Consider the following 19,536-nt stretch of genomic DNA (forward strand, 5'->3'; position numbering starts at 1 on the left):
AATGAACCATTGAGTCTTTCAATTTTTCATTCTCAATTCTCAATTAATCAGAGCATCCGGAGTGCCGTTTTAATCACCTGTTCGACAGCCAGTGCCGGCGAGCCTTTCAGAATGGTTGTAACGGCTTTCTGTGAAGCTGCTTTTTGGAACCCCAGCATCACAAGTGCGGCAACAGCTTCTTCTGCAATTGCTCCACTTTCTGCTATTGTGGTCGTACCGGTTGTTATCCCTTCAATCGGTTTCACTTTGTTTCTGAGATCCACTAAGATACGTTGAGCTGTTTTCAATCCGATACCTTTTACTGCGGTCAGTGCTGTTTCATTCTTATTCGCGATGACCTGTATGAGTTCGGAAGGGGGCAGGGAGGAGAGAATCATCCGTGCTGTATTGGGTCCGACCCCAGATACGGAGGTAAGCATCAAGAAAAGTTCACGCTCCGCTTTTTCTGCGAATCCGAATAATAAATGGGCATCTTCCCGTATTACCTCGTATACGTAAATTTTCCCAGTTTGTTTCCCGTTATAATAGCTGTATGTATTCAGGGAAATATTAAGCTCATATCCAATGCCGGCGCATTCGATAATCATGCGCGTTGGCGTTAGCTCTACTATTTCGCCTTTGATATATTCAATCATTTTATGTTTGTCTTAGTCATTCGTACCTATTATAACGCAAAATTAAGTAAAAGCGTATATATGGTCGTAAAATATTTGTGTGTTTACTCCCCTGTATCTTTTATCCATTTTTAGCAAATCAACAAAAATGACTAGCCTTGCATATCTTTGCGAGTGACAGGATGTTCTCCATTTGAGTGTTTCACTATCGGACTGATATGTTAAAAAGAGTTACATGCGCGGGTAATTTATTTTACCCGCCATATTAATCCATTTTACCTGCTATACTTGTGACATTTTGATAATCTTTAGCTTTCAGCAGTCTAACTTGTCGAAATCTTACAATAGCTTTGAATATTTTGTTATCCTCAGTGAGTCTGTGTCTTTTTTTATTTTTTTGTAATCTACTTTTAGTCTTTTATTATTAGAAAATCCTTATGTTTGTGAAAAGAGAAATGTTATCAATTCGTTCTTTTTGATATGTATTTAAGTTTATGGTATGATTTATGCAAAATGAAAAAGATTATATAATAGAGCTGCGTGAAGGAAATCAACAAGCCTTTTCTGCTATTTATGATTCTTACCATATACGTATGTACTCATTTGCATATAAGTATCTGCAAAATAAGGCTTTGGCAGAGGATGCCGTACAAGCGGTTTTTCTGTATATCTGGGAAAGAAGGGCAATACTTAATCCCGACTTTTCATTTAAAAGTTTTATATTCACGCTACTCAAAAATCATTTGCTCAATATGATACGGGATAGATTCTCTCATATGGAAAAGGATTTGATTTATTTAAGCAAACAGCCTTCATTTGAGAATCCCGAAAACCTTTCCGATTTTGATGAACTTGTAAGGGCTTTATACACAGAGATTGAAGCTTTGCCTGCCCGGAAAAGAGCTATTTGTAAATTAAAGATAGGTGAGGGTTTGGACAATAAAGAAATAGCTAGTCAATTGAACATTTCTATTAACACAGTCAAATTTCAATATAGTCAATCAATAAAAATGCTTCGCGATAAATTGGAGAAGTATTCTTTTCTACTGCTTTTTTTGTTGAAGTAAAAAAACAAGCCGGACTTCATACTTTTTTTCTTGTTGGGTGTATTATATATAAACAAGTGATTATGAAGCAACCTGGCAAAGAGAATTTGGATAGATATTTCCGAGGAATGTCGGAACCTGAAGAAAAGTGGATTATAAATCAGTGGTTTAATACTGTTGAGGGGGAAGCCTTTTTATCGAAAGAGATGAAACAGGACATCGACCAAATGATAAATGACGGTGATATACCTGTTAATCATCCTGTTCCTTCCGCCAAAATGAAATATGTATTGATGCGAGAAATTCATAAACAGAAAAGATTACGTTTATATTTAAAGATTGCAGCTGTTATTGTCCCATTATTTATTTGTAGCACTTTTTATTGGTTGAATATAAAAGACCAGCAAGCAGTTATACATTATAATGAAATTTGTTCGTTGCGGGGTGAAATTAGAAAAGTGGAACTGGATGATTATACGAATGTTTGGCTGAATGCAGAGTCTAAAATTTATGTTCCGGAAAATTTCAATGTTCGGGAACGTTCTCTAAAACTGGAAGGAGAAGCCTATTTTGAGGTGGCTAAAAATCCGGATAAGCCTTTTCATGTTTATGTTGAGGGTCTGGATATTGAAGTTGTTGGTACTTCTTTTAATGTAAAAGCATATCCTGAGAATGAGAAAATAGAAACAACGCTTGATGAAGGACGTATAAATGTGAATATAGCGGTATTTCCTACTCCGGTACAAATATATCCCGGAGAAAAAATATTGTTTGAAACATCTACTCAACTTTACCAAATAGAAAAAATGGGGGATTCGAAAAAAATTGGTTTGTGGAGAGATAATCAATTATATTTTGATGATACACCTTTACAGGAAATCGTACAAGTACTTGCCCGTAAATATAACGTTCGGTTTGATATAGAAGATAAGGACTTGGGAACTCTGAAATATACGATTTGTTTTAAAAATGAGACTATTCATGAAATCATCCAAAGTTTGAAACTGATAACTCCTATTCCTACAGAATGGGAAATAGAAGGTTCCCACATTTATATAAAGAAACTATAAAAACAGTACACATTATGGAAAATACAAGTTAACGAAAAAAAATCGAGAAATGCCGCAAACACTTCCCGATTTAATCTGTCAGACAATTATCAATCTATTAATCTAACATTACAAATGTATGAAAAAAGGATTTAATACCAGCAAAAGAAGGCTATATTTATTTGTTGTTGTTATTTTTTGTACAACTAATATCTTTGCCTCGTTTAAACCTCAGAAAATCACTCTCAATTTTGACAGTGTCCCATTGGAACGGGTTTTCAAAGAAGTTTCCAAGCAAAGTAATCTGAATTTTGCCTATAGTAGCGATTTAGTTGACACGAAGCGCGTTGTAAGCATTAAAATGCGGAATACAGAAGTTGAAACCGTATTAAAAACTCTTTTTGAAAATACGGATATTACCTATAAAATATTGAATGATAAAATATTTTTATCGGGGAAAGAAAAAGTTGATTTCAAAGCTCAACAAAAAGCCCGGACAATCAAAGGCCGGGTTCTGGATGAAAATGGAGAACCTATTGTCGGTGCGAACATTTGGGTAAAAGAAACGACAAATGGGGTTATAACAGATGTGGATGGATATTATACAATCAGCTATAGCAGCCAAGGTGGGGTATTGGTCATTAGTTTTTTGGGATATAAGCAAATAGAGGAGCCGATTAATAATCGTACGGAAATTAATTTTAAAATGGAACCCTCAACAGAAAGTTTGGATGAGGTTGTTGTTGTTGGGTATGGTTCACAGCGGAAAGAGAGTATTGTCGGTTCTATTTCTACAGTGTCGATGAATGATTTGAAACTCCCGGTAGCCAAACTTAGTACAAGTTTGGCTGGTCAGTTAGCGGGTGTTGTCGCTGTGTCGAGGAGCGGGGAACCTGGAGAAGCCGGTGATTTTTATATCCGGGGTATAAGCTCGTTTAATGCAGCTTCCCAAAAGCCGTTAGTATTAGTTGACGGAATTGAACGTTCTCTGGATTCTGTAGATCCGGAAGATATTGAGACATTTTCCATTTTGAAGGATGCAACTGCTACGGCTGTATATGGTGTACGTGGTGCTAATGGAGTTATGTTGATTACTACACGGAAAGGGAAAGAAGGTAAACCTCTGATTTCTGCAAGGGCTGAATTTGGTGTGGTTTCGCCTACTCAGTTACCTAAAATGGTAAATTCCGTACAATTTGCCGAAATGGTGAATGAGGTCCGTCCCAATACTTATTCTCCGGAAACAATAGAAAAATATATGACGGCGACGGGTTTGGAAAGAAACTTATATCCAAATGTCGATTGGCTGGGGGAGCTTTTTTCGGATGTGGCAACGAATCAAAAAGTGAGTTTAAGTGTATCTGGTGGTGGAACGATTGCCCGTTATTTTATATCCGGTTCTTTCTATAATGAAGGAAGTATTTATAAAACGGATGCCAGCAATGATTATAATACCTCTATTAATTATAAGCGTTATAATTTTCGGACAAATGTGGATGTGAATGTAACGTCGTCAACTGTTTTGGACGTGAGTTTGTCTAATTTATATGAAGTGAAAAATTCGCCGGCCGCGTCCAGGGATGATAGTTATACGGGAATATGGACTTTAGCTTTTAAAACTTCTCCAAATGCTTATCCGGCTTATTATATGAATGAGGATGGGAGTTTTGACCGTTTAGCAGGACAACTTGCGAATCAAGGCTGGAATCCTTACAATCAATTAATGCACTCCGGTTATTCTCAGCATTTTTATAATTCGGCACAGGCAAATATCGGAGTCACCCAGGATCTTGGTAATTTGATTACTCCGGGTTTGAAAGCAAATATCCGGTTTGCATGGGATGCTTATAATAATACGAGCATTACCCGTACAAAAACACCACAAACATGGTTGGCTACAGGAAACTATAATCCGGACGGTTCGTTAGATTATTATGAGACGCAAAGAGGTTCTGAAACTTTGGCTTATTCGCAAGGTGGTAGTGGTTCACGTTCTATCTATCTGGAAGCTTCAGTTACTTATGACCGTATATTTAATGAAAAACATAGAATTGGTGCATTGTTTCTTTATAATCAACGGGAAAAAACAATTTTATGGGCGGGTTCCTCAAGGGCGGCCATGCCTTATAAGACACAAGGTATAGCCGGACGTATCACGTATGCTTATGATGATAAATATTTTGTTGAAGGAAATTTCGGTTATAATGGTTCGGAAAATTTTAGTCCGGGTAATCGATTCGGAATATTCCCTTCTGTAGCGTTAGGTTGGATGGTCTCTAACGAATCATTTTGGGAGCCTATTAGACCTTATGTTGATATGTTGAAAATAAGAGGTTCGTATGGATTGGTCGGAAATGATCAGATAGGTGGTAATAGGCGTTTTATTTATGAAGGGACAATTCTGACAGGGGTTGGAGGACAAAATTTTGGAGATCAGGGACAATCTGGTGGTTCCGGTGTTCGTGAAGGGGATATTGCAAATCCGAATGTAGGTTGGGAAACAGCCCATAAGACAAATATTGGGGCTGAATTTGTTTTATTCGAATCGTTAAAAATTCAAGCTGATTATTTTAAAGAAAATCGAACTGGCATCTTTGTCCAGCGTGCTAGTCTCCCCGGTATAGCAGGAAATACGAGTATCCCTTGGTCTAATGTCGGAGAAATGAAAAATCAGGGTTTTGACAGCTCTTTGGAATACGGGCGAAAAGTCGGGAATTGTTATTTGTCCGGAAGAGCGAATTTTACATATAATAATTCGCTGGTTATCAATAATGATGAACCTGCTTATAAATGGCCTTATCAAGGGGCTTCCGGACATAAATACGGACAGGAATGGGGATTGATTTGCGAAGGCTTTTTTGAAAGTGAGGAAGAGATTCGTAATTCGGCTATACAGCAGTTTGGAGAAGTACGTCCCGGTGATTTTAAATATAGCGATATCAATGGAGATGGTATAGTGAATGATGAAGATCAAGTCCCGATTGGCAATCCGGGGTTACCGCAAATCTCGTATGGATTCGGTGGTAGTTTGAGTTGGAATTCATTTGACTTTTCTTTCTTTTTCCAAGGGGTAGCTAAAACAAGTATTTTTGCCAGGGGAAATGCTCTATATGGAATAACATCATCGGATATCAAAGCTAACGGGATGTTTGAGGACCTTTATTTGAGAAGATGGCAGGAGGGAAGAGATAATACGGATGCTGTATATCCACGTTTATCAGATGGGGCTAATACGAATAATCAGCAAAAGTCGACTGCCCGAATGTATGATGGAAGCTATATGCGTCTTAAAAATGTGGAGATAGGGTATACTCTTCCGAAAGAGTGGCTTAAAAAGATTTATTCCAGAAATCTAAGAATATATGTATCTGCTGTTAATTTATTGACTTTTAGCAAATTTGATTTATGGGATCCGGAACTGGGTTCCGGACAGGGGATGGGATACCCGCCGAATAGAATCTTTAATGTCGGTTTAAATATAAGTTTTTAATAATCTAAAATGCAATGTGATGAAACTAATTAATAAATTATTTTTACTTATCGGTTTATCCGGATTATGTTCATGCGATAGTTATTTGGATAAGATGAATGATGATCCGTTGACGTTAGAGTCGGTATTTTTAAAAAGAGCAACAACGGAACAGTATTTGTGGAATGTTTATTCGTTCATACCGGATGAACGAGGTACGGATATGACTGGTACTTCGACTTGGGCTGCCACAACGGATGAAGCAATTTATTGTTATGCAAATGCTGGCTTTACACTCATTAATAACGGTTCTTGGAATGTGTCTTCTTCGCCTGGCGACGGAAACTGGTATACTTATTACCAAGGTATCCGGGAGGCAAATATTTTTCGTGATGCAATATTAAATAAGAGATGGTGTCCGGAGACAATTATCCCTTGGGACGAACAGGAAAAAATGGCGAATGAAGCTCGCTTTTTGCGTGCATACTACTACTTTTTGCTTATGAGGCAATATGGACCGGTTGTCCTGATGTATGATGAAATAATGGATTTAACGGAACCGGACACTAAAAAATTAGAGAAGACTCGGAATACTTGGGATGAGTGTGTCGATTACGTTACATCAGAGCTGGAGGCTGTAGTTCCCTTGTTGGAAGAAAAGCAAACGGAACAGTGGTTGGGGAAACCGACAAAAGCGGCAGCTTTAGCTATCAAAGCTCGTCTATTATTGTATTCGGCTCGTCCTTTATTTAATGGTAACAAAGATTACAGTAGTAGTTCTTTGTTTAGTTCGCAGTATGATGCTAATAAATGGAAATTGGCGGCAGCAGCCAATAAAGCTGTGATTGATACATTTGATGGAGAGCTGGTTGTGAAAATGAAGGTGAATGAAGAAGGCAATCAAGTCATTGATCCGAATGCTTCCATTTATGCAATGATTACGGAACCTTGGAATTCAGAATTAATATGGGCTCGTCGTTTATCATGGGGAAAAATTCAATATGATTGTATTCCGACAGGTGTGAGAGGAACGACTACTTATGGAGGGATATCTCCTACCCAACAAATGGTCGATGCTTATGCAATGAATAATGGTATATATCCTATTGTCGGTCATAATACGGATGGAAGTCCTATTTATGCAGGAAATAAAGGCGGATATTCAGAATCGGGATTTAGTAATTTTACTCATCCGATAGAGAAAAAGGAAACGCGGACATTTAATATGTATATAAATCGGGAACCTCGTTTTTATGCAACCGTGCTCTGGAGTGGAGCATATTGGATTAATGCTTATCCGAAAAATTTGATTGTGGAATTTTTCCGTCAAGGTAATTCTGGTCTGGGTACAGCCAACGATTATAGCAAAGGAGGATATTTGCTTCGTAAATTTGTCGATAGAAATCGTGACCATTCTTTGACTCATTATACTTCTTGGGGATATATTAGTATTCCGATTTTCCGTTTGGCAGAGATTTATCTTAATTATTGTGAGGCTTTGATAGAAACAGATTTGAATAATCCTGACTTGTTTTATTATTGGAATAAAGTCCGCCAGAGAGCGGGTGTACCCAATATAGAAGCCGTATATCCGGAAGCTGTCGGGAATAAAGAAAAGCTTTTAGAATTACTGAAAAGAGAAAGACAAGTGGAGTTGGCATTTGAAGGCCATAGATATTTTGATGTCCGTTTTTGGAAGGAGGGTGAAAAGTATTTTGCAGGTCCTATGTATGGAATGAATTATACGGCTGATAATCATGATGAAAATGGTGAATTTTGGAAAAGGACACCTGTTGAAGTCCATATATTCAGGAATAAGCATTACTTATATCCGATTAAACAGAAAGAACTGGATCGTAATAAATTGTTGGAACAGAACCCGTATTGGTAATTGAACAGTTGATGTCTAAAGAAATTTGTAATCATAAACAAGATATATATGAAACAGAGAATAATATATTTATTAGGCATACTTTTAGCTTTTTTCTCATGTGAAGATAGCCTTAAAAAAGATTATCCGGATATTAAATCATATCTGGTTATTAATGGTATGCAATCTTTTGAAATGTATGATTTACGGAATGTGGGTCAACAAATAGTGACATATGATCTCCCGATTCAATGTAGTGGAGTGGAAAATCTGAAGATACAGGCAAAATTGAGAGTAAGTTCGGAGCGGTTATCGGAATATAATACAATGAATTATACTTCTTTCCGGGAATTACCAGCTTCTTGTTATAAAATTTTGAATCAGGAGGTTGTATTTGAATCGAAGAAGGAAGCCGGTATAGTATCTGTTGAATTCAATATGCAGCAAATGGTGGAGCTTGTTGGTCTTGGTAATAGTGATTTTATATTGCCATTAGAATTGTATGATACGCCGGGACTCCAAATCAATGAGGATATAAATCTTATTTTCTTGAATCCCGTAGTACATGCCCCTTTTATTCAATTTGAAACAAGTGGGTTAAAAGAGCTGGCTATTGAAGCTAAGGATAATAATATATTGGCAGTTCCGGTAAAAATACCTTTTAAGACACCTGTTAATTCTGGTTTTGAATTAGGAATAAATACACGGACTTTGGAAGAATATAACAAAGAACATGGTAGTTCTGTGGAATTACTTCAACCTCAATATTATCGGCAAGAGAATGAAACTGTGATTAGTGCTAATGAACAGAAAGCAATAGTGAATTTTAAACTTAATGTTGAAAATCTACCTTTTGGAACTTATATGCTTCCATTTGAGCTTGTGTCTTCAGAACACTTCCCTATAACAGAAGGGGAAAATAAGTTAAACTTTTTACTGAATTACCTTCCTCCGGAGGTTAATCGCAGTATATGGACAGTTTTGTCAGGGCAAAGTATCACTCATCCGACAGACGGAGGTGGTATTCCTGCATTATTGGATGATAATATGGATACTTATTGGCATGCTTATTATGATTCTCCCTTCCCTGTTAAATTGGAGTTTGATATGAATAAATTATATGAGATTTCTCGATTTGAAATTGTAAGGAGACAATCGACATATGGTCCGGCTCAAATTGATACGGATATAACAATAGAACTGAGTGAAAATGGAACTGATTGGGTGACGTTTGATGATGTAACGACAAAATACTTAAACGTATACCAAGGTTTTAATATTCCTCCAACAAAAGCGCGATATGTCAGGTTTATGATTAAAAGTGGCGTCCGACATATGGCAGAATTCCGTTTAAGGGGTAATGAGGTCCTTTAAATTAATAAATAAAGCCTTGTTCACACTTATTTGAACAAGGCTTTATTAGCTTTATCGGTATAAATCAGATGTTTAGAAATTGATATTTACCCCAACCATGGCACTGAAACTTTGTAGTGGGTAACCGTAATACATTTCGTATTTCTGGAAAAGGACATTGTTTAGTTTCAGATACAGACCGAAGGTCTCGTTCAGGGTATATGTACCGGTAAGGTCCAGTTCATTAATATTTTTCATATCTGTTTTCTTTGTGGAACCGGGGAGTAATGTTGTTCGTCCGGTTGCCAGATAGTAATCCAATGAAGCACAGATATTTTGGATAGGACGGACTGTTACACCGGCTGTAAGTTCCATTTCCGGCTTGCCGTAAGCGTTGTACGGAATAGATGTTTGTGCATCATTGGGTTCGTCGACAGTCCAGCTATTATAAACACCTTTCAGGTTGATGTCGAGAAGTTGCTGATAACTATATTTCAAATTGGCTCCAACGAATAAATGGTCTGCATCCGCTTGGAAAGCATTGCTTACGTTTGCGAAAAGACCTTCCCCTATGTTTACACCCGGAATGAAGAATACATCATCCTTGGTAATTTTGTATCCACCGAATACATCAAACCAGAAACCGGGAGCGACACCACTCTTAATACCGAGTGTTGCGTCCAAGTAATTACGCGACGGCAACAATTCTTCAGTGGGATTGACGTAACGGTTTACCAATGACATATCGTACATACTGTTGGAATATAATTTTCCGCCGGCACTGGCATAAAGAACCGTTTTTTCTGCTATTTCTACATCTGCTGCAATATTCGGAGAAGCCATGAACTTTTTATTGTCCCCGGTTACGAACATGACGTTGACTCCTAGTTTAACATTCCAGTTGTCACCTGTTACTTTGTAGTAAGGAGACAAAGTCGCTTCGGCATGGTTTTCAAAAAACAGATATTCATTTGTACCGTCTGTCGGTAGATTATAATTAAAATACTCTATATTTCCTCCGAATCCGATACGTTGATTTCCTCCGAAACCGGCATTCAAGTCGAATTTTACGTCGAAAGTATGTTCGGTAGGACCGTCCAATTCTTTAGTCAACGCATATTTATGTGAGAAATTCGTATAATCGACATCCAGCAGGTAACCAACATGGGCATCCTCTTTCGATTCTACACCGACTTTTGCTTTCACGGTCTGATTGACCTGATTAGTCTCACGGTCCGGATTGATTAATGCCCCGGTTGTCGGGTAATCGATAGGCAATCCATAATAATTGAAACCGGAATAACCATATTTGATGCCCATATTCAGTGACAGCTTGTCGAATGCATGGCGGAAGTTCAGCCCACCCATATTATCGTTTAACTTTGCTTTTACCTTCTCGTCCATGTCAAGATATTTCACTTTCCCATTGGTTGAGCGGTGAGAGAACCAAATGTTTAATTTATCCTTATCTGTACTCAGAATATGATACCCTATGTCACCATTCAGGTTGAGGTATGTACCGGCACCGAAGTTGAAGTAACCGCGGCGTTTGTTGTATTGGATATCCGTCATAATACTACCGGAAGGAAGAAGGCTGATTTCCTTTTCCGGATCGGCAGGAGCATTAAAGAATGCATAATCGATAGGCATCTTTTTTACAGCGGGTTCTTTGATGACCGGCAACGTGTTCACTTTATTGGCATCTTGCACACTCGGGTCGTATTCACGTTCCAAAGTCATTTCCCTGTTCAGGTCTTTTTCCTTTGATTTGTCTTCTTGTGCACTGACGGTTGCAACGCTTCCCAGCAAGGCCATTACACACAATGCTTTTATGTTATATATTGTCTTCATCGCTCTGTTATTTCTTAAGTTTACCCAATCTGTCTTCTATCATGCCGGCAATGTCGTCATCGCCCTTGTAATTGTTTTGCAGGCTGGTGAGATATTGACGTGCCTGGAAATCATCTCCTTGACGGATATAAACGTCCGCTAACAGGATAAATCCGCGTGCCAACCAGTATTGGTGGGGTGTACCGTTTTCAATAAAATTCATCAATACTTTTTCCGCATTCTTGTCGTCGTTTGCATCGTAATAGAGTTGAGCTAACAGATATTTAGCTTCGGCTCCATGTGCGGTACGAGTATCCTTACTGATTTCTTTCAAATCAGCCATCGCTTGATTTTCCTGTTTCAACCCGATATATGCCTTGGCACGGGCATAACGTGCTTCTGAACTTATTTCCGGTGATAGTTTCGGTTCCTTCAGCAATTCATCGGCGGCTTGAAGAGCATCCTTCGGCTGGTCGGTTACTACGGCGCAACGCATGATACCGAGACGGGCGGCCTGTTTGTTTTCCGGGTTTTCAGCTACAACCAGCAGACGTTTGAAGCTTTCGAGAGCAGTCGGATAATCTTTATTCAGATATTCGATTTCAGCTGTACGAGCAACCGACTCTTCCCGGAATTTGGTATCGCCGCTAGCCAACACAGATTTGAAATGTTCCAAAGCCTCATCGTATTCTTTATAGGTGAAGGCAATGCTACCTAAATAATAGTGGGCATTCGAGCTGAAAGCACCATCAGGGAATGTTTGCAAATAATTAATTAAACTACGGCGTGCTCCATCGTTATCTCCACGCATAAAGAGCTTTTCGGCAGCGATGTAAGTAAGTGAGTCTTGTTCGCTAACCTCCAAGCGGATATTACCACCTATCGAATTGACATAATTGGCATAAGCATTGATATCATTGAGGTCGATATAAACAGATTTCAAATCCTGCAATGCGACTTTTGCCTCTTCACTACCGGGATAATTGCTGATAACATTCTTATAAGCTTCGGCCGCTTTTTCCGGCTGGTTATCATTAAAGTAAAGCAATCCCAACTGGATACCGGCTTTACGTGCCAAGCTGCTTTGTGGAAATTCACGTATCAGCTTTTCGAAAGCCTGTGCGGCCGATGCGCTGTTTTCCAGTAGTACGTAGGAACGTCCTTTTTCAAATAAGGCATCATCCACGTATTGCGATTCGGGATATTCGGTAATCAGGCGATCCATGGCACTGATTTTTCCTCTGTAATCTTTTTGCAGACCGAGCAAAAAGCCTTTTTGGAAAACTGAATAATCAGCAGCTGACGGAGATAACTGGGCGGCTTGTGAATAACTTTCTTCTGCTTGTGCAAACTGACGGTTTTGATACAGGCAGTCGCCTATACGGTTGTAAGCATCTGCAAGAGAAGGCGATTGCCGGTTCCCTTCCATCTCTGTATACTGGCGGAAGCGGCTGAGAGCTGCCGGATAATCTTTCTGTTTGAAATAACTGTACCCTAAATTATAGTAAGCCAATGCATACATGTCCGTATTGCGTTGGCGGGTATTGTTCAAATAGGTACGATAGTCGGAAATCGCATTTTCATATTCTCCCATGCGATAATATGACTCACCCCGCCAAAAATAAGCATCGTTACGGGATTCCATATTATAAGCACCAAGTGAAATAGCTTCAGTAAACAGGCGAACGGCATCATCCAGCTTCATATTGGTAAATGCTTGTGTTCCCAGTTGGAACAGAATATCCTGCTTGGCTTCCAGTATCTTGGTACTCGGGTGTTTGATTTTATTGATGGAATTCAGGGCAGCTTCGTAATTCTTGGTTGTCAGATACACTTCGACCAAATAATCATTCACTTTGTCCGCATACTGTGAATTCGGGAAGTCGTTCAGGAAATCCTCGAAAATGGTAACCGATTCGCCAAAACCAGTAAAGGCCGTCTCATGGATAAGCAGGGCATAATTGTACATGGCCACCTCTTTTATCTGTTTGTCGAATGAGGCAGTGGCTGCTGCTTCGAAAGCCATGCGGGCGTTATTCTTATCTCCTGTTTTCAGGTAACTTTGTCCGAGATAGAAATAAGCATTTTGAGTGAGCGCATCATTCTGGCGGACTGTCTGGCTGAGGGATTTAATCGCATTGCTGTATTTCCCTTTGTCATAATAGCAGACTCCCAGGATATACAAATCGCCTCGCAACGGATTGTCGGTAGACGATACGTATTTGCTCAACATGCTGATTGCCTTATCCTGGTTTCCCAAATGGTAATAGGAATTACCGGTAATCCTATATAATTCCGTATTATTCTTACTATCGGGATAAGCGGAGAGAAGTGCTTCACCTTCGCTGACCACTTTCTCGTATTTATTCTGGATGAAATAGATTTGTGTGATATAATACAAAGATTGTTCCCGGTATTTCGGATTCTCTTTCAGGCGGGAAAACTCAATCAGGGCATTGTTGTATTGCCCCATTGCATAATCAATATAGGCAACATAATAGGCGGATGCTTCTTTGTATTTGTCCCCTATTTGTTCAATGCGGGCAAAATAGCCCCGTGCCTTTTCCATTTCACCGGTTTGAAGCAATGAATATGCCAGACGGAACGAGTAAGCTTCTTGCTGTTCCGGACTCAACGTGTCGATATTGGATTCGTTGAACCAGAAAATGGCTTTTTGATATTCTTTCTTTTCGAAGTGGACGGAACCAATCAGGAAATTGATTTCGTCACTGTGGCGGGATGCGGGATAGGTTTCCAGATAGTCCTTCAGCAGTTCGTCGACATTCGGACGTCCTTGTTCATAGGCTGCATAAACCATCATATAGTCTGCTTCCTGAATCAAGTCTGCATCCGTGGAATGTTGCTTGTAGGCTTCCAGCTTGTCAATGCATCCAGCATAGTTTTTTAAACTAAACAATTCTTTCCCTTCTACAAACAGGCGGTTCGGTGTATCGAACTGGTACGACCGTTGCCCGTTTGCAACGTGACTCCCTATCACCAGACACAATGGAATAAGTATTCTTTTCATCACTCCTTTTGCTTTTTATACAGATATATAACTAAATAACGTATCTGTTAGTTCTAAATTGCAAATGTACATAAAAAGCCCGATTACAAAAAAGTTCGATATAAAATCTTATTAATTAAAAATAACGGCTGGATGTAAATGAAAAGGGAAAAAAGAAAGAGGACCTTCGTAAAAGTCCTCTTTCTCAAAATATAATCACTTAAGCTATTATTCAGGTCGGCTGACAACATAAGGCTTTTGGAAATCAATCTTGTTGTTTTTTACAATGTCGACTTCTTCCAGTAAGATTGCCGAGGGTATAATATAAGATGTCTTCACATCATTATAAATTCTGTTGCAAATGATTTCCTTATCGGAAACGCCGGAAACACGTTTTAAGGAACGTAGCATTAAATCTTTCATAATTGCTCCGCGAATAAGTGTCTCTGAACCGTCGGCAACATTGACACGATAAATTTGTACTGGAGTATCGTTATCCAGCTTGCGAATAATATAAGCATAGGAATAGTCCTCTTCTTTGGCTGCGTCGATTAGTTTTTTCCTGAGTTCAGAATCTGATACCGTTTGCTTCCCGCTGAGGCGAAGTACTCCGGGATAGATACCTGTCAGGCGTCCGTCTATGGTTGCCCGTGCATGTCCGTTGGAGTTGTGAAGCTTCAGAGTGGGAGTACGTGAAGTCAGCATGTTGACCAATACGCCGTCTTGGATTAACGGGCAGTTTTTATCAGGTGTTACACCTTGCGCGTCTACCGGATAATAGCCAAAGAGCCTTTTCCCGTTATACTCTTCAGTGCCGCTCATGGACTCCAGGGATAAATTACGGGAAATCACCTTCTTATTCATAAATCCTTCGAGAGCATTGCCTGTAATGGCGGAATTGCCGCTGTAATACATTTTGATTTCGGGAGTTGCAATCGGTTTCCGTTGTGCGATAATCCCGTTATCGTTATTAACCAGCAGTTTTCCGACTAAATCGGCAACAGCTTCTCCTTCAAATAAAACGGGGCCAACATATGCTTCTTCTATCTGGGGAGCTGTTATCCTGTCGTGCATTAATTTTGCTTGTTGCCGGCACATTTCTTTCAGTTCGTCCAACGAAGGAATATCATCGAAAGAATCGTACGGATAGCAGTTGTTCATGGCTATTTCCTGCCCGTCGGCTGTTTTACCTCTTGTATAAATAAACAAGGCAATCAAGTTATTCGGGTACCGGCATACGGAACCTTCGCTATTGCAATATCTGACATCGGCGGAACCTGCATATATGCGAACATGCGAATCATTAATATCGGTGTTACCGGCAAATATCCTGGAGGCTTCTTTAATGTATTCATTCAGTTTCTCCATATCGTATTTTAACGGTTGAGCCGGATAAAAAGCTTTCACCGGATTCATTTGCTGGAAATCAGGGATGTTCTTTTCTTCTTCGGGAAGTTCCGTCTGTTTCAGAATACTTAATTTGTTGTTATACCGTTCGGCGGCGTTTTTGTATTGTCCATCCAGAATACGCCAAAGTTCCGTACGGATAGCTTGGTCGTCGTTGCCGTAAACCATCCGGTTAGGGTAGTTGTAGTTGTACAAATCCCGGAACGAAGCAACGAAGTTCAGATTGTTCATCGCATAATCGCCGACCAACACATTGGCCATACCGTTATAGTACGCTCGGCTGTTGCTGAATACCAAAGCTCCTTGTATGGCTTTGATATTCAGGTTTTCCAACGCATTCATCCGGTAATCGATGAAACAAGGGGAAACGACATTGTCCAGCTTCAACCCTTCCATGCCTCGTTGTATTTCCGTTTGTATACTTTTACTGATAGGATCTTCTTCAGGAGTGGAGGCTGCAACGGATATTGTTCCGGTTGACAGCATCAATGCCATTCCTCCGATATATAGATGTAATTTCTTCATGACTTTCTTTTTTTTATGAAACATTCAATTAAGGACGTGGCAGGATAGGAGGCAGGTTTTGCGACTTCGCCTGTTTTTGCGTTTCGATCATTTTAACGTAAACAGCCGGAGCCACGCAAGACACTGGGATACTTCCGGATTCAGCTCCGCAATATCCGTTGAATACACCATGCTTATCTCCACAAGCTTCAATCTGGGAGAACATGGACAGCGGGGTTCCAATCAGGTTTACCCCTCGTACCAGTTCATCAGGACTTCCGTCCGCATAAATACGGTAAACAACCAATGGATTTACGTAAAAAGCGTTGGCATCTACACGGCTGATGTTGGTGAAACCGCCACTGACTTCACAGAACAGATAACCGTATGGCTTGTTTTGTTTCTTTAAATCATCGATTAGGATTTGACGGAGTTCTTTTTCTGTTTTAGGATTGGAGGATTCGATAATCATGTTCGACTGGCGAGTGACAGGAGTGTAATAAATCATTCCTCTTCCATGTCCGTTCGACTTGGGGTGTTCGTCAATAGGGGTCCGGCTCATCAGGAATTCTTTTAAGATACCATTCTTTATAATATCAGTCTTTTGTCCTCTTACACCTTCATCGTCGAATACATAACTGCCGCTCAGGGGCATATTTTTATAATAATGAATAGTTGGGTCGAAGTAAACGGACATGTCGTCTGCCAATACTTTCTCATCTATTTTCTTTTTAAATGTCTGTGCATCGTTTTCCTGTTTCATGCGGGCACCTTCAAGCCTGTGTCCGAAAAACTCATGGAAAAGCACACCGGAAGCTTCCGGCTGGAGTAGAGCGGGACCTGCGTATGTGTCGGCAACGGGGGCTTTACGTAAATCCGATAACATTTTACTAACAACTTGTATGTCTTTTTCTACAGTTTTGTTATCCGGCAATTCTTTAAAAGTGTTTGCGTAATAACTCTTATAAAGCGGCAGTTGCATTCCATCGTCAGCTATTGTTTCCGCACTAATGTTGATACGGTAATCCAGGCTGTTTTGAGTGATACAAGCTCCTTCCGTATCGACAAAATAGGAGCGGAGCAAATTAATCTGGAAAGCGGATTCGCCCGATGTCAGTTCTTTGTTTTCTTTGAAGAGACTGGAATAGTGCCGTATCCGGTCAGTCAGTTCGCTGGCTTGCTTGTCGAATGCTTTGTCGGATATGGGTTTTTCAAAATAAACTTCTCTTTCTTCTTTGCTGAAGTCGGGAGCTTTATCTTCAGATGCTACTTTGGTAGAAGCTTCCGAGATTACTTTTTGAAAGCGTTGCACGGCCTTTTTGTAGGTAGCGTCTGTATAATCCCATAATTGGAGCGAGATGGCTTCTTCGCTATCTTCGATGGGGATTTCAACGGAATTGCCCTGGAAGAAGTTATCTTCATTGTTGTCTTTGATTTCGTGGGTATTGTCCCGTTCAGGCGAACCTACGCGGACAATGGCTTGTACTAGGCGCGATTTATTTTTGTAAGGAGTAAATATCTCGCCAAATGAACTTCCGGTATTAAAACTGGTCGTCTCATACACCCGGTAACTAATATAGTAAGCCGGTACTTCTGCTTTCGAAAGCACTTCCAGGTTTCGTTTTGCCTCTTTTTGTAAGATTTCTTCGAGCGACACACTGGCATGCAGAGTCGTGGTCATTCCTATCAGGAAGAAGAAAAATAACAGGAATTTAGATTTTGTCATGGTACATAATTTAGAATATTCATGTCTATGTTAATTTTAGGTATGTGAATACCTATAGATTGTTACTGCTTTTTTTATTGAATGCAGCCCGAATTTATCCGGATTTAATTCATTAGCGGGAAGGATGACTATTTCGGCAGCATCGTCTTCGGCGCGTGTATCTTCGAAAGAGTCGGTCAGACATTCAAAGAACATGTCGACGGTGTGGACATCGAAACCGCAATAAGGATAGATATTCGGAATGGAAAAGAGATAGCGGCAATCGGTTATCTCCAGTCCTGTTTCCTCCTGTACTTCACGGCGTGCTGCTTCTTCTGCCGATTCGTGCATGTCTACAAAGCCTCCGGGCAAGTCGAGTGTTCCTTTGGCCGGCTCTTTGGCGCGGCGCACCAGAAGCAGTTCTCCTTTCCTGTTGCGGATGAAACAAGCGACTGCCGACGACGGATTGAAATAATAAGTAAATCCGCATGCCGCGCATTTTTTCGCTTTTTCATTGTGTTCCGCAAATGCTTTAGCTCCGCATTTAGGACAATATGTAAACTGATGTAAAGGATGCAACATTATAAAAAAATCTGAAACAATACAAACAAAGGCGATTCAAATATCGCCCTTGTTATCTGGAAATAAGTTTGAATTTTATTTTACTTCCCAACCCAGTGCGCTTGCACCTAATACGGCGGCATCGCTTTCTTTCAGTTGCGAGAACAATAATTTCGTTTTGCCTTCGAATACCTTCAACATGTTCTTTTCCATCGAACGTTTGATAGGATTCATAATCAAATCGCCGGCCTTTGTCAAACCACCGAACAGGATGATGGCTTCAGGGCTTGAGAATGCAACGAAATCAGCGAATGCTTCACCCAGCATTGTACCGGTGGCTTCGAATATTTCGAGTGCAATCTTATCGTTCTTCATCGCTGCATCGTAAACGTCTTTTGATGTGATTTCATCCGGGTCAAGTTCGCGCAATACACTTTCGTCTTTGCGGATTTCCAGATATTCGCGTGCCGTACGTGCCACACCGGTAGCTGAAGCGTAGGCTTCCAGACAACCTTGTCGACCACAACCGCATACACGTCCGTTGTTACGGCGCATGATGACATGTCCCAACTCTCCTGCAAATCCGTCGTGTCCGTAAACTAACTGGCCACCGATTACGATACCGCTACCAACACCGGTACCCAATGTGATAACGATAAAGTCTTTCAATCCGCGAGCGGCGCCATAGGTCATTTCACCGATAGCTGCGGCATTCGCATCGTTTGTCAAGGCAACAGGTATGCCACCTAATTTTTCGCTGATGAGCTGTGCCAAAGGTATTTTCCCTTTCCACGGCAGGTTGGGGGCAAACTCGATACAGCCGTTAAAGAAGTTTCCGTTAGGAGCTCCTACGCCTATACCTTTTATCATCTCGTTTCCACCAGCTTGGTCGATAACCAGTTGTAAACCTTTGGCAAGTTCTGCAACGTAATCGTCTACATCTGCATACTTACCGGTTTTAATTGAACCACTATACAAGATTGTTCCTCTTGCATCTACTACGCCGAAAACAGTGTTGGTACCACCTATATCGATACCTACTACATAAGGCTTCTCCATGATTTTATCTTTAGATTAATAATGCTTTACTGGAAAGCAAATATAAGAGGAATATAATTAGA

12 protein-coding genes are annotated in these 19,536 nt (G+C 40.1%); 5 read left to right on the plus strand and 7 right to left on the minus strand.

Annotation, left to right across the window (positions count from 1 at the left end; translation table 11 throughout):
• Positions 1 to 47 precede the first annotated feature (47 nt).
• Positions 48 to 635, minus strand: a complete 588-nt coding sequence (gene ruvA, locus DW103_RS02695; protein WP_122274122.1) for a Holliday junction branch migration protein RuvA — start codon at positions 633 to 635, stop codon at positions 48 to 50.
• A gap of 485 nt (positions 636 to 1,120) precedes the next feature.
• On the opposite strand from ruvA, the gene DW103_RS02700 reads away from it, so the two are divergent.
• The 5 genes from DW103_RS02700 to DW103_RS02720 all read left to right on the plus strand — a co-directional run bounded on the left by DW103_RS02700 (position 1,121) and on the right by DW103_RS02720 (position 9,422).
• Entirely contained in the window at positions 1,121 to 1,681 is a 561-nt protein-coding gene (locus DW103_RS02700; RefSeq protein WP_122274123.1) for an RNA polymerase sigma factor, read from the plus strand.
• A 62-nt stretch (positions 1,682 to 1,743) separates the two neighbouring features.
• Positions 1,744 to 2,730: a FecR family protein gene (locus DW103_RS02705; protein ID WP_122274124.1), complete on the plus strand. Its 987-nt coding sequence runs from the start codon at positions 1,744 to 1,746 to the stop codon at positions 2,728 to 2,730.
• A gap of 118 nt (positions 2,731 to 2,848) precedes the next feature.
• Complete coding sequence (locus DW103_RS02710) at positions 2,849 to 6,199, plus strand: TonB-dependent receptor (RefSeq protein WP_122274125.1); 3,351 nt, start codon at positions 2,849 to 2,851, stop codon at positions 6,197 to 6,199.
• A 19-nt stretch (positions 6,200 to 6,218) separates the two neighbouring features.
• Entirely contained in the window at positions 6,219 to 8,069 is a 1,851-nt protein-coding gene (locus DW103_RS02715) for a RagB/SusD family nutrient uptake outer membrane protein (protein WP_122274126.1), read from the plus strand.
• A gap of 48 nt (positions 8,070 to 8,117) precedes the next feature.
• Entirely contained in the window at positions 8,118 to 9,422 is a 1,305-nt protein-coding gene (locus DW103_RS02720; RefSeq protein ID WP_122274127.1) for a BT_3987 domain-containing protein, read from the plus strand.
• Positions 9,423 to 9,494: 72 nt separating this feature from the next.
• Here DW103_RS02720 and DW103_RS02725 read toward each other — a convergent pair whose 3' ends face one another.
• The 6 genes from DW103_RS02725 to DW103_RS02750 all read right to left on the minus strand — a co-directional run bounded on the left by DW103_RS02725 (position 9,495) and on the right by DW103_RS02750 (position 19,474).
• Positions 9,495 to 11,252 (minus strand): TonB-dependent receptor, encoded by a 1,758-nt coding sequence (locus DW103_RS02725; protein WP_122274128.1) that lies wholly within the window; start codon positions 11,250 to 11,252, stop codon positions 9,495 to 9,497.
• A 7-nt stretch (positions 11,253 to 11,259) separates the two neighbouring features.
• On the minus strand, positions 11,260 to 14,259 hold the full coding sequence (locus DW103_RS02730; protein ID WP_122274129.1) for a tetratricopeptide repeat protein: 3,000 nt from the start codon (positions 14,257 to 14,259) through the stop codon (positions 11,260 to 11,262).
• 207 nt (positions 14,260 to 14,466) lie between these two features.
• On the minus strand, positions 14,467 to 16,170 hold the full coding sequence (locus DW103_RS02735) for a metallopeptidase TldD-related protein (protein ID WP_158576658.1): 1,704 nt from the start codon (positions 16,168 to 16,170) through the stop codon (positions 14,467 to 14,469).
• Positions 16,171 to 16,198: 28 nt separating this feature from the next.
• Positions 16,199 to 17,875 carry a TldD/PmbA family protein gene (locus DW103_RS02740; protein ID WP_122274131.1) on the minus strand — a complete coding sequence of 559 codons (1,677 nt, stop codon included), beginning with the start codon at positions 17,873 to 17,875 and terminating at the stop codon, positions 16,199 to 16,201.
• Positions 17,876 to 17,911: 36 nt separating this feature from the next.
• Entirely contained in the window at positions 17,912 to 18,436 is a 525-nt protein-coding gene (locus DW103_RS02745) for an NUDIX domain-containing protein (RefSeq protein WP_122274132.1), read from the minus strand.
• Positions 18,437 to 18,511: 75 nt separating this feature from the next.
• Entirely contained in the window at positions 18,512 to 19,474 is a 963-nt protein-coding gene (locus tag DW103_RS02750; RefSeq protein WP_122274133.1) for an ROK family protein, read from the minus strand.
• Between the last annotated feature and the right edge of the window lie 62 nt (positions 19,475 to 19,536).

Source organism: Parabacteroides sp. AM08-6 (assembly GCF_003473295.1).
Lineage (GTDB): Bacteria > Bacteroidota > Bacteroidia > Bacteroidales > Tannerellaceae > Parabacteroides.

What these genes read in the sequence shown, in the direction of transcription:
- ruvA (WP_122274122.1), bottom strand. Translation starts at nt 635, where the DNA reads ATGATTGAATATATCAAAGGCGAAATAGTAGAGCTAACGCCAACGCGC.
- DW103_RS02700 (WP_122274123.1), top strand. Translation starts at nt 1,121, where the DNA reads ATGCAAAATGAAAAAGATTATATAATAGAGCTGCGTGAAGGAAATCAA.
- DW103_RS02705 (WP_122274124.1), top strand. Translation starts at nt 1,744, where the DNA reads ATGAAGCAACCTGGCAAAGAGAATTTGGATAGATATTTCCGAGGAATG.
- DW103_RS02710 (WP_122274125.1), top strand. Translation starts at nt 2,849, where the DNA reads ATGAAAAAAGGATTTAATACCAGCAAAAGAAGGCTATATTTATTTGTT.
- DW103_RS02715 (WP_122274126.1), top strand. Translation starts at nt 6,219, where the DNA reads ATGAAACTAATTAATAAATTATTTTTACTTATCGGTTTATCCGGATTA.
- DW103_RS02720 (WP_122274127.1), top strand. Translation starts at nt 8,118, where the DNA reads ATGAAACAGAGAATAATATATTTATTAGGCATACTTTTAGCTTTTTTC.
- DW103_RS02725 (WP_122274128.1), bottom strand. Translation starts at nt 11,252, where the DNA reads ATGAAGACAATATATAACATAAAAGCATTGTGTGTAATGGCCTTGCTG.
- DW103_RS02730 (WP_122274129.1), bottom strand. Translation starts at nt 14,259, where the DNA reads ATGAAAAGAATACTTATTCCATTGTGTCTGGTGATAGGGAGTCACGTT.
- DW103_RS02735 (WP_158576658.1), bottom strand. Translation starts at nt 16,170, where the DNA reads ATGAAGAAATTACATCTATATATCGGAGGAATGGCATTGATGCTGTCA.
- DW103_RS02740 (WP_122274131.1), bottom strand. Translation starts at nt 17,875, where the DNA reads ATGACAAAATCTAAATTCCTGTTATTTTTCTTCTTCCTGATAGGAATG.
- DW103_RS02745 (WP_122274132.1), bottom strand. Translation starts at nt 18,436, where the DNA reads ATGTTGCATCCTTTACATCAGTTTACATATTGTCCTAAATGCGGAGCT.
- DW103_RS02750 (WP_122274133.1), bottom strand. Translation starts at nt 19,474, where the DNA reads ATGGAGAAGCCTTATGTAGTAGGTATCGATATAGGTGGTACCAACACT.